Annotated in this window: 11 protein-coding genes and 1 tRNA gene; 11 read left to right on the top strand and 1 reads right to left on the bottom strand. The window is 33.2% G+C overall.

Translation table 11 applies throughout. The features are described from left to right. The first annotated feature begins 1 nt into the window (after nt 1). From ruvA to HUE87_RS07295, 7 genes are all read left to right on the top strand, one after another. A complete protein-coding gene (ruvA, locus tag HUE87_RS07325) occupies nt 2–568 on the top strand; it encodes a Holliday junction branch migration protein RuvA (protein ID WP_194365550.1) in 567 nt (188 codons plus the stop codon). 15 nt (nt 569–583) lie between these two features. Then, nucleotides 584–1,621, top strand: coding sequence for a D-alanine--D-alanine ligase (locus HUE87_RS07320; protein WP_194365549.1), 1,038 nt, complete (start codon nt 584–586; stop codon nt 1,619–1,621). Next, entirely contained in the window at nt 1,621–2,358 is a 738-nt protein-coding gene (locus HUE87_RS07315; RefSeq protein ID WP_194365548.1) for an EstV family lipase, read from the top strand. Before HUE87_RS07320 ends, HUE87_RS07315 begins: the two co-directional genes overlap by 1 nt. After that, complete coding sequence (locus HUE87_RS07310) at nt 2,358–3,803, top strand: Mur ligase family protein (protein ID WP_194365547.1); 1,446 nt, start codon at nt 2,358–2,360, stop codon at nt 3,801–3,803. The genes HUE87_RS07315 and HUE87_RS07310 overlap by 1 nt, the downstream gene beginning before the upstream one ends. Nucleotides 3,804–3,817: 14 nt before the next feature. Next, a complete protein-coding gene (locus HUE87_RS07305; protein ID WP_194365546.1) occupies nt 3,818–4,297 on the top strand; it encodes a TRAP transporter small permease subunit in 480 nt (159 codons plus the stop codon). Beyond that, complete coding sequence (locus tag HUE87_RS07300) at nt 4,294–5,577, top strand: TRAP transporter large permease (RefSeq protein ID WP_194365545.1); 1,284 nt, start codon at nt 4,294–4,296, stop codon at nt 5,575–5,577. The genes HUE87_RS07305 and HUE87_RS07300 overlap by 4 nt, the downstream gene beginning before the upstream one ends. A gap of 125 nt (nt 5,578–5,702) precedes the next feature. Continuing rightward, nucleotides 5,703–6,194, top strand: a complete 492-nt coding sequence (locus HUE87_RS07295) for an HIT family protein (protein ID WP_194365544.1) — start codon at nt 5,703–5,705, stop codon at nt 6,192–6,194. A 126-nt stretch (nt 6,195–6,320) separates the two neighbouring features. On the opposite strand, the gene HUE87_RS07290 is transcribed toward HUE87_RS07295, so the two are convergent. Further along, nucleotides 6,321–6,395: transfer RNA gene (locus tag HUE87_RS07290), tRNA-Gln, on the bottom strand. Nucleotides 6,396–6,613: 218 nt separating this feature from the next. Between HUE87_RS07290 and HUE87_RS07285 the strand changes: the two genes are divergently transcribed. The 4 genes from HUE87_RS07285 (at nt 6,614) to mnmH (ending at nt 11,513) form a co-directional block, all read left to right on the top strand. Then, nucleotides 6,614–8,437 (top strand): mechanosensitive ion channel family protein, encoded by a 1,824-nt coding sequence (locus HUE87_RS07285; RefSeq protein WP_194365543.1) that lies wholly within the window; start codon nt 6,614–6,616, stop codon nt 8,435–8,437. Between the two features lie 49 nt (nt 8,438–8,486). After that, entirely contained in the window at nt 8,487–9,278 is a 792-nt protein-coding gene (locus HUE87_RS07280) for a magnesium transporter CorA family protein (protein WP_194365542.1), read from the top strand. Nucleotides 9,279–9,387: 109 nt separating this feature from the next. Further along, entirely contained in the window at nt 9,388–10,422 is a 1,035-nt protein-coding gene (gene selD, locus HUE87_RS07275; protein ID WP_268246187.1) for a selenide, water dikinase SelD, read from the top strand. Next, nucleotides 10,422–11,513 carry a tRNA 2-selenouridine(34) synthase MnmH gene (gene mnmH / locus HUE87_RS07270; RefSeq protein WP_194365540.1) on the top strand — a complete coding sequence of 364 codons (1,092 nt, stop codon included), beginning with the start codon at nt 10,422–10,424 and terminating at the stop codon, nt 11,511–11,513. Before selD ends, mnmH begins: the two co-directional genes overlap by 1 nt. Nucleotides 11,514–11,532 lie beyond the last annotated feature (19 nt).

Here is an 11,532-nt window from a genome sequence, read left to right as displayed (position 1 = left end):
TATGATAGTAGGATTAAACGGAACTGTTGAGTACAAAGAACCAACATTCGTACATATAGAAGTTAGTGGAGTCATTTATGAGGTTTTTATATCACTTCAGAGTTTCTCAGCAATAAGCAGCAGTAAAGTGAAGCTATTTACATCACATATAATTCGTGAGGATGCTCAACTGCTGTTTGGTTTTTTAGATATGAGCGAGAAGAAACTTTTTGAGAGGTTAATTAAAATTAGCGGAGTGGGTCCAAAGGTGGCTATTGCAATCTGTTCTACTTACTCTGCAAATACGTTTGCAACTATTATAAATAATAAAGATATAAAGGCAGTTCAAAAGGTCCCTGGAATAGGTCCAAAGAGTGCAGGCCGTATTTTAGTTGAGCTAAATGGCTTTGATGTTGATTTGCTTTCATCAAGTGATGAGCCAAAAAATAAGGCTTTTAGTGAAGCTAGTGAAGCTTTGGAGTCATTAGGATTTAAAAAAGATAAAGTATCTAAAGCTTTAAGTACATGTAGCGGAAGTGACACTGCTTCATTAGTAAAAGAGGCTCTAAGGCTTCTTCAAACAATTTAATTAAGGAAATATATATTGAAATTAACTATTTTATTCGGTGGAGCCAGTTTCGAACATGAAATTAGTATAGTAAGTGCAATAACACTTAAGGGGAAACTTTCTGGATTTGATTTAAGTTTTATTTTTTGTGATCAAGATCATACATTTTATTTAATAGAACTAGCAAAAATGAAAGCAACCACTTTTAGTAAAGGTGAATATAAAAAAATGCACAAGCTGTCTATCTCAAAAGGTGGCTTCACTGAAAAAAGTATGTTTAGTTCTAAAGAGCATACTGGTGTATTTTTAAATCTAATTCATGGAGCAGACGGCGAAGATGGTTCAATTGCTGCTCTGTTTGATTTTTATGCAATTAAATATATCGGACCAAGAATAGATGCAAGTGTCTTTTCGTATGATAAAAGATATACAAAATGGTTGTGTAATGCAAGAGGAATAAAAAGTCTAAAACATGAAGAGTTAAGCTCAATAGAACACGATAATATTAAAATCCCATATCCTGTTATTATAAAGCCCGCCCGCCTTGGAAGTTCTATTGGGGTAAGTATTGTAAAAGAAGAGGGTGAACTTGACTACGGCTTAGATAGCGCATTTGAATTTGACAGTAGTGTAATAGTTGAGCCTTTCTTAGAAGGTGTAAAAGAGTATAACCTAGCTGGATTTATGGCAAATGGAGAAATTCATTTTTCTATAGTTGAAGAGCCTCATAAAGAGGAGTTTTTAGACTTTGAAAAAAAATATATGGACTTTTCTAGAAGTGAGAGAGCTTTAAAAGCAGATATAAGTGATGAGTTAGAATCAAAATTAAAGAAAAATTTTGTAAAAGTTTATAAAAATCTTTTTGAGGGCGCACTTATTAGATGTGACTTTTTTGTTGTAGATGGTGAAGTTTACTTAAATGAGATAAATCCAATTCCTGGTTCTATGGCAAATTATCTTTTTGAAGATTTTAAAGTCTCAATTGAGCTTTTAGCAAACTCTCTGCCACATACAAAAAGGGCAAAGGTAAATTACGACTACATTCACTCAATTTCAAAAGCAAAAGGTAAATAATGGCTATTAAGTCTATCCAGTTTAATCAACATACTTTGGATGTAAGTTATGAAATATTAAACCCTAAAGCAAAAATAGATTTAATAATTTTGCATGGTTGGGGCAGTAATAAGGGTTTAATGAAAAACTCATTTGCACCTTATATGGATGGATTTCGTCATATTTATATAGATTTACCTGGTTTTGGTAATTCTACATGTAACTTAACTCTTAGAACAAAAGATTATGCAAGAGTAGTTGAACTTTTAATGATTCACTTAAATGCTTCTAAAGATATAATTGCAGGACACTCTTTTGGTGGTAAGGTTGCACTCTTGCTTGAGCCAAAAGTACTTGTTTTACTCTCTAGTGCCGGTATCTATGTGAAAAAATCATTTAAAGTAAGTGCTAAAATTGCTCTGTTTAAAGTGCTTAAAATATTTGGTTTAGCTAAGCTTAGAAATCTATTTGTGGCAGATGATGCAAAATCTTTAAGTGAGCCAATGTACCAAACTTTTAAAAATGTAGTAAATGAAGATTTTTCATATGAGTTTTCTAAGTTTGGGGGTAAAGCACTTCTTTGTTGGGGTAAAGAAGATACAGCCACACCGCTAAGCAGTGCTCAAAAGATAGATAAACTTATACCTGACTCACACCTAGTAGTCTACGAAGGTGGACATTTCTTTTTTATGGATCATGCGAAAGATATTTCTGAACATATAAAAAATACATTTTTAAAAACTCTAGGGAATAAATAATGGAAAATTTAGAAATATTATCGGCTTTTGTAACAAATGTACTTTTGGTAACTGTTTTAGGATGGTACCTAATTACAAATCTGCAGTGGTATGATTACAAACTCTCTCGTGTAATTTTAAAACATCATAAGCCACAGTGGCATATTATTTACTTCTTTATACCCTTTATTGCCTATTATACAACAGGAAAGTTTTTTATAATTTTCTTTTTATTCGCAGTTTTACCAGCTATGTTTGTTTGGCATAAAAGTTTAGATAAAAAACTTGTTTTGACATGGAGAGTAAAACGGTTTTTAATTCTTATAATCTCATTAGTCCTTTTCCAGGATGTTCTTTGTACTCTGAAGTCTGCATGTCAAACGTATGGTGTATTTATGCCCTTGGCTGTTGCTTATGTAGGGAGTATCATTATAGAGAAGTTTCTTTTTGCCGCATTTGAAAAAGAGGCGAAGAAAAAACTCAAAAGTATGAAAAACTTAAAAATAGTTTGTATAACAGGAAGTTACGGAAAAACAAGCATAAAAAATTTTGTTAGTGAAATTTTGGCTAGGAAATACAGAGTATATGCAACTCCAAGAAGTGTAAATACACTTGGCGGGATTATTAAAGATGTAAATGAATCTTTGCCCGATGATACAGAGATTTATGTTTGTGAAGCTGGAGCAAGAGAGAGTGGCGATATATATAATATTACAACATTTTTAGAGCCTCAAACGGTTGTAGTAGGAAAAGTTGGACTGGCACATATAGAGTACTTCAAAACTCTTAAAAATATAATTGCAACTAAATTGGAGATTATGAAATCCCCTAGACTTGAAACTGCTTTTATTCACACTTCAGTTACTGATGAACCACATGATAGAGTCACTTTTTTTGGTGATGAGATTAAAAATATGCAAGCCACTCTAGAGGGAACTGATTTTGACTTAGAGTGCGAAGGTGAAATCTTATCTCTTCATACAGACATACTAGGCTCATTTCAGTCTATGAACATTGCGGTTGCAGTAAAAATCGCAAAATCATTTGGTATGAGCAGTGATGAGATAAAAAAAGCTGTTTCAAAACTAAAACCGGTAGAGCATAGACTTCAAAAGATCCTTGCAGGTGGCAAAATAATTTTAGATGATGGCTATAATGGTAACATAGATGGAATGCTTGAGGGTATAAGACTTTGCTCACTGCATAATGGCAGGAAGGTGATAGTAACTCCAGGACTTGTTGAGAGTAGTAATGAGCTGAATCTTAAACTAATAGAAGCCATCAATGATGTTTTTGATATTGTTATTGTGACAGGTGCACTCAATGCAGAGCTATTTGATAAAAATTTAACAGTTAAAAATAAAACAGTGCTACATGATAAGTCCAAAATTCAAGATGTTTTAGCCCATCAGACAAAAGCTGGAGATATAATCCTTTTTGCAAATGATGCACCAAATTTTATATAAGATGGCTTTGTAAGATGATAGATAAAGGTATAAAGTATTTAGGATATTTAACAGCTTTTATCTTGGGCTTACTGGTTTTGCTTGTTGTTTATGATGCAACTGTTAGATACTTGTTTTCAGGAGGCTCCATTGCCCTTCAAGAGCTAGAGTGGCACTTTTTTGATCTCGTTATTCTTTTTGGTATTGCTTATACTTTAAGAGAAGATGCACATGTAAGAGTAGATATATTTTACGCCTCTTTTAGTGACAAAACAAAAGCACTTATAAACACTATCTCTTCACTCTTTTTTATCTTGCCTTTCTCAATTTTGATTATCTATATCGGTCTAGATTTTGTTTCCCAAAGTTTCATTCAAGATGAGTGTTCATCAAATCCAGGCGGTTTAGATTACCGTTTTTTAGTCAAATCACTTATGCCGTTATCATTTATATTTTTGGCTCTTCAAGCTATGGTTGATGCAAAAACTAACTTCTACATGTGGAAATCATTATGATAGCACTATTTATGTTTGTAGTGGTTTTAGCACTTCTTATGGTTGGAATTCCAGTTGCCTTTGTTTTTGGAACTGTAGCAATAGCTTTCGCATTTCTTATCCCTGAACTTGGTTTTGATGTTTTTTCAGTTTTACCTTTTAGAATATATGGAATTATGTCAAACACAACTCTTATGGCAGTACCTATGTTTATTACAATGGGGTTAGTGTTAGAAAAGTCTAAAATGGCAGAGAAGCTTTTGGTCTCTATGAGCTCTCTTTTTCGTGATGTAAGGGGAGGATTGGCTGTTAGTGTTGTTTTAGTTGGTGCAATGCTAGCTGCATCAACTGGTATAGTCTCAGCTTCTGTTGTTATGATGAGTGTAATTGCTCTTCCTCTTATGATAAAAGCAGGTTATGACAAAGGTTTGGCTTCTGGAACTGTTGCGGCTTCAGGAACTCTAGGGCAGATTATACCGCCATCTATCATCTTAATCATTTTGGGTGATGTTATGAGTGTTAGTGTTGGTGACCTTTTTGTAGCAGCCGTACTTCCTGGGCTGCTACTTGTTGGTTTATATATATCTTATATTTTAATTCGCTCTTACTTTTCCCCAGAGATTGCACCAATACCTAAAAATATTAAAAGTGTTAGTGTCAAAGAGGCTATAGTCTCTATCGTTCCACCACTTCTTTTAATGGTCTCTGTTTTAGGAAGTATATTCGCAGGAGTTGCTTCACCTACAGAGTCGGCAGCATTTGGTGTTATCGGTGCGCTTGTGCTTAGTGGGTTGAACAGGTCATTAAACTTTGAGATGTTAAAGTATGCTTCATTAGAGAGTGTTAAACTAACAGGTATGATTTTTATGATTCTCATAGGAGCTACTGCATTTTCTCTTGTATTCAATGAACTTGGAGGTTCAGACCTTATACTTGAGTTTTTTAGCCAAGATATAGGTGATGTATGGGTTTTTATAGCCGTTGCAATGATTAGTATATTTATACTCGGCTTCTTTATAGATTTTATAGAAATTTCTTTTATAATTGTACCTATCTTAGTTCCAGTAATGGAGGCTTTTGGTATAGACCCTATTTGGTTTGCAGTTTTAATTGCTCTAAACCTACAAGCCTCATTTTTAACACCTCCTTTTGGACTCTCTTTATTCTTCTTAAAGGGAGCTGCGGGAGATACAATTAAAACAATAGATATATATAAAGGGATAGTACCATTTATACTTTTACAACTTTTGGGGTTAGGATTAGTTATACTATTTCCAGATTTAGTATTTGCCTTCATTTGATTTTAACGCAAAAGAAACAAAGTCCCTTTTGCTTCGCTGAGGCCACTAAAGCTTGCCTATTTCAAGGCAGATATCGTCATTCCAAACTTGATTTGGAATCTAATATATTTTTTAAAGGATTAAACGTGGAAGATATTCTATATGCGCCTTGGCGAGAAGAGTATATTAGTAATAAAAAAATAGAGGGTTGTATATTTTGTCATATTAGTTCACACTCACAAGATGACGAAGAGCTACATGTACTATATAGAGATGAACACTGTTTCCTTGTTATGAATAAATATCCGTATACACCAGGGCATTTTATGATTATCCCACATGCACATACAGATAAACTTGAAGAGTTAGATAGCGAAGTGTGGTTGCATATGAGTGCTTTGGCTCAAAAAGGAGTTAGACTTTTAAAAGATGGGTATGGTGCACAAGGTGTAAATATTGGTATGAATCTAGGTATTGCTGGTGGGGCAGGGATTGCTGAACATATTCATATGCATCTTGTTCCTAGATGGTCACGTGATACTAACTTTATAACTTCAATAGCAGATACCAGAGTCTATTCAAGTGATTTTGAAAAAATATATAGAAGAATTAAAAAATTATTACCAAAATATATTTAGTTTTTTTTAGATTTAAGTATGAAGAAAAATAGTGCCGCAACTGCAACAAATACAAGAGTTCTGATTACTAGTGTAAGTCCATCTGTTTCAGCCATAGTATGTCTTTTAATATATGATTTGGTAGAGTGGATGGGGATACAGGATTCGAACCTGTGAATGCTAGCACCAAAAGCTAGTGCCTTACCACTTGGCGAATCCCCATTATTTGTTATATATGATATAACGGGTGAAATTATAAAGAGAGAGTACTTATAATTTCCTTAATTTATTGTCTTTTAGTTATAAAATAGTATCCTTATTTATTATCCTATCTCTTATTTAGATGTGAAAACAGTTTTTAATTAAGATAGAAACATTTAATTAAACTATTTATCTTGTTTTATGTTATAGTAGTATTCATATTTATTTAGGGGTGAGAAATGAAATTATTTTTATTTATGTTGCTTAGTATTTATGTTTTGTGTGCTGCAACAATAGATACAAAACTCTATGAAAACGTAGAGAGTGAGATATATTATAAAGAGATACAAAAGCAGATTGAAGCTGATGAAAAGAGTAAATTAAAACCAATAGAGATATCTGGAGAGGAAAAACTGCATTTATCAAGGGTGCGAAGTGCATCATCACAAAAAATTCAAATTGATTTATACGATTTAAACCCTTTATCAAAAAAACCAATAAGTTTTAAGAGTTATTATTATGCTATCAATGCTGTTGCTTCAATGCATGTTAAACAAAATTTAAACCGTAATATGCTCCGTGAAGTTAATGCAAAATCAATCTATTCAAAACAAGCAATAGAGAACATTATTGAAGATGAAAAACCGAAGCTTCTCTCGTACCAGTTGCAATATGCATATTATAAACTTCAGGAAAAAAATATTGAAGTAAAACTGAAGCTACTTGATGCTCATGTGGAAGAAATAAGATCAACCCTTTTTAATACTTTTTCCTTACTAGAATGTGATTTAGATGCAGATATTGATGTGAAAATGAAGCTAACCGACAAAGAGATTGAAAAAATATCTTTACAAAAAATTGCTTTAGAAATTGATTTGGAAAAAGCACTGATTGAGGACAGTGCCAAAATTGAACGTATTAAAAACAAAATTCAATCTATTGATACACAATACCAAGAACAGCTAAATAAAAAGATTATGTTACAGATTGAACAATCTCTTTGCATGCTAAAGAATAAAAAAAGCAAAGTTTTTTTTAAGTTAATTGACGGAATTGAAATTAATATAAAAGAGGTTTCAACAGAATTTCTTCCAGTTTATATAGAAGAACTTAAAGTACTTAGAGAGATTGCCAAAGAAGTTCTAGGTTCTACAAAACTTTTTTTTAGTTCAACACTTTATGAGAGCAGGGAGATGTTGTCGCAGATAAAAGGTTACTTTACATCTCCAATATTTGTATTTAATGAGCAGCCTATAAGTTTACTAAGTCTGATAAAAGCTATTGCGCTTATTACTTTTGGTTTTTTAATAGGGATGTTTTATAAAAGATGGATAGCTCGTATTTCACGTAAATGGCCAGATATGAGTCAAATGTCAATAAGGTTAGCTTCAAATATAGGATATTATCTGATTATTACTATTTCGTTTATTATTGCGATAGGGAGTCTGGGTATAGACATGACATCTATCTCCTTAATTGCTGGGGCTTTATCAATAGGTATCGGTTTTGGTCTTCAAACTGTTGTCTCAAATCTGATTGCTGGAATAATACTGATGTTTGAACGTACTATTCGCATAGGGGATACAATTGAGATAAGTGATGCACTGCGTGGAAGAGTGACGGATATGCGTATACGCTCCACTACTATAAAAACATTTGACAATATAGATATAGTTATTCCAAACTCATCATTTATTCAAAACAACGTTATAAACTGGACTTTAGATGATATTTCACGAAGAGTGCATGTTCCTTTTGGGGTGGCATATGGTACAGATGTGGACAGTGTTAAAAAAGTTATATTGGATGAACTAGATCAAAGTGCTTTAAAGTATATTAAAAATGATATGAACAAAAAGCCTGAAGTATGGATGATGGCAATGAATAGTAGTAGTGTTGATTTTGAACTTTTAGTTTGGGTTGATTGGGATAATAAGTTCCGTCCAAATTCATTAAAATCAGATTTTCTTATTTTAATCTACAATACGCTTAACAAACACGGTATACAGATTCCATTTCCTCAGTTAGACCTACATGTAAAACATATGCCATCTGATATGTAAAATCTTATATTTGTAAATAAATAAAAAATAAATAAATTTGGAGAGAGACATGAAAAAAATAGAAGAATTAATTGACACCCTTCACCTGGAAGATTTACGAAACGAATTGCATCCATCTTTTTTTGATGAAAATGATGGTTATGATATGCTTATTGTTAGACTTCCAATTATAAAAGAAGATTTGGAAGTAAAATCAATAGGGTTTATAACTACACAAGATAAAAGTTATATATACAACAAAGGTAAAAAGATTTTTGAAGATATTGGCGATAAATTTGAAGGTCCATATAAAATTATAGACAAAACATTGGATGATTTTTTAAAATCTTTTACTGGCTATCAAGATAAAGTAGTAGATATGGAAGAACTTTTATATGAGGATAAAATAACAGATGATTTTATGAAAAATTGGCTCGACCTTAAGCGTGACATACTTAGAATAGAGAGGGTTTTACTCCGTGCCTCACTAACTATGAATGAGGTAATTAAATTTAACAATAAAGATGAAAACTTTCCTATAAATAGCTATATTGATTTACATGAGCATATGGACAGAACAATGCGTTCTGCAGAGCTTCAGTTATCAAAATTGGATTATATATATAATTTTTACACTGCTCGAATAAATGAAAAGATGAATAAGATGATTTATATACTTACTCTTATATCAGCTGTATTTCTTCCCCTGAATCTTCTGGTTGGTTTTTTTGGTATGAATACAAGCGGTCTTCCTTTTGCAGATGGTAAGGGTGGAACTTTGAGTGCCGTTTTACTTATGCTTTCTCTTCTTGCTATTACATCAGGAGTACTCTATTTTTACAAAGGCAGAGCAGGTAGGTAATAGTGTAAATATAATTTTCATATTTACACTGCACCTTCACTATTAAAGTTGTATAATCCATTTAAAAATATGTTCTTAGTATTACTTTTAATATATATAATTAAGGCAAATAATGGAACAAGTAAGACTTACAGAGTATAGTCATGGAGCAGGGTGTGGATGTAAGATTTCACCAATGCTTTTAGATGAGATGTTACAAAGTAAACGAGCAAATATCCAATATCCTCAACTTCTTGTAGGAAATGAGGATAAAGATGATGCAGCAGCATTTGACCTAGGAAACGGTACGTCAGTTCTCTCTACAACAGATTTTTTCATGCCAATTGTGGATGATGCTTTTACGTTTGGTCGTATTGCAGCCACAAATGCACTGAGTGATATTTATGCAATGGGTGGACGTCCTCTGATGGCAATATCTATCTTTGGATGGCCTGTAGACAAACTCTCTGCAAATGTAGCCAGAGAAGTTATTGATGGTGGACGCTCTGTATGTGAAGATGCAGGTATCCCCCTTGCTGGTGGTCATTCAATAGACTCTCCTGAGCCAATTTTTGGACTTGCTGTGACAGGGATAGTAGAAAATAAAAATCTTATGCGCAACACAACTGCGGAGGAAGATTGTCTTATTTTTCTTACAAAAGCTTTGGGCATAGGTATTTTAACGACTGCACAAAAGCAAAAGAAAATAGAACCTGGCCACTTGGAACCTGCGATAGAAGCAATGACTACACTCAACAAAATTGGTGCAGAACTATCACTTCTTGAGGGTGTTGTTACAATGACAGATGTCACAGGTTTTGGGCTACTAGGGCATTTGGGTGAAATATGTACAGGGAGCAAAATTGGGGCAACTATATGGTTTGATAAAGTTCCATTGTTACCAAATGTAGAAAAATACAGAGAACTTGGCTGCATACCTGGCGGATCTAGAAAAAACTTTATGAGTTATGGAAGTAAAATAAGCGAGATGACACAGCTTCAACGAGAAATATTGTGTGATGCTCAAACCTCCGGAGGTCTACTGGTCATAGTTAAAAAAAATCTAAAAGAGAGATTCTTAGAAATAACAAAAAAGTCTGGTCTTGAGCTTGAAGCTATTGGTGAAACCACTAAAAAAGGTAAACACCTGATTGAGGTTATTTAATGTCAGATATGTATCTATGTAGTGATTTTAAGTCAATAGTATTAAACAATACACCATTGATTGATGTTCGTGCTCCAGTAGAGTTTGAAAAAGGTGCATTTAATAATGCTACAAACCTTCTACTTATGAATGATGAAGAGAGACATCTTGTCGGCATTCACTACAAAGAAAAGGGAAATACTAAGGCAATAAAACTTGGTCATGAATTGGTTTCAGGGACAAAAAAAGAGACTAGAATTAAGTCATGGTTGGATTTTATAGATGCAAACCCAAACGCTATTCTTTATTGCTTTAGAGGGGGGCAGCGTTCTAAAATATCTCAAGAATGGATTTATGAAGCAGGATATAATATTACACGATTTAAAGGTGGTTATAAAGCATTTAGAAACTACTTATTGACACAACTTGAAGAGTCACCTAAACACTTTAATCCAATTGTCCTCGGAGGGCGTACCGGCTCTGGAAAAACTATACTGCTCAAAAAAATAGAAAATTCCATTGACCTTGAGTGCTTGGCAAATCATAGAGGGTCATCATTTGGCAGAAAACTAACGCCTCAGCCAAGTCAAATTAATTTTGAAAATAATCTAGCCTATGATATTATAAAAAAACTAGACACTGGATTTAAGTATCTGGTATTTGAGGATGAAGGGAAAAACATAGGAAGTACATATATGCCAAAGAGCTTGGCAAACTATCTTTTAACAGCTGCTCTTGTTATTCTCGAGACGCCAATTAATGAGAGAATAGACACTACATTTAATGAATATGTAACAGAGGCGCAAAAAATGTATAAAGATGGAGGATTTATTGATGCACTAGCAGAGTGGAGAGATGATATCCTCAGTGCAATGAGTAGAATAAAGAGAAGAATTGGTGGTGAGAGATATATACATGTAACAACTATTTTTGAAAATGCATATAATGAACAGATTAGAAGCGGGGCACTTGATGCTTATAAAGAGTGGGTTGAATATCTTTTAGTTGAATACTATGACCCCATGTATGACTATCAGATACTAAATCGCTCAGAAAATGTGAAGTTTAGAGGTTCCAGTGAAGAGGTACTTGCATACTTGGCACTCTTTTAGTAATTAGTGTAAAATATTA

The sequence above is a fragment of the Candidatus Sulfurimonas marisnigri genome (assembly GCF_015265475.1).
In the GTDB taxonomy this organism is placed as follows: domain Bacteria; phylum Campylobacterota; class Campylobacteria; order Campylobacterales; family Sulfurimonadaceae; genus Sulfurimonas; species Sulfurimonas marisnigri.
This window is presented reverse-complemented; position numbering and strand designations above follow the sequence as displayed.

Coding starts and splice junctions, on each gene's coding strand:
- ruvA (WP_194365550.1), top strand. CDS start 2: ATGATAGTAGGATTAAACGGAACTGTTGAGTACAAAGAACCAACATTC.
- HUE87_RS07315 (WP_194365548.1), top strand. CDS start 1,621: ATGGCTATTAAGTCTATCCAGTTTAATCAACATACTTTGGATGTAAGT.
- HUE87_RS07310 (WP_194365547.1), top strand. CDS start 2,358: ATGGAAAATTTAGAAATATTATCGGCTTTTGTAACAAATGTACTTTTG.
- HUE87_RS07305 (WP_194365546.1), top strand. CDS start 3,818: ATGATAGATAAAGGTATAAAGTATTTAGGATATTTAACAGCTTTTATC.
- HUE87_RS07300 (WP_194365545.1), top strand. CDS start 4,294: ATGATAGCACTATTTATGTTTGTAGTGGTTTTAGCACTTCTTATGGTT.
- HUE87_RS07285 (WP_194365543.1), top strand. CDS start 6,614: ATGAAATTATTTTTATTTATGTTGCTTAGTATTTATGTTTTGTGTGCT.
- HUE87_RS07280 (WP_194365542.1), top strand. CDS start 8,487: ATGAAAAAAATAGAAGAATTAATTGACACCCTTCACCTGGAAGATTTA.
- mnmH (WP_194365540.1), top strand. CDS start 10,422: ATGTCAGATATGTATCTATGTAGTGATTTTAAGTCAATAGTATTAAAC.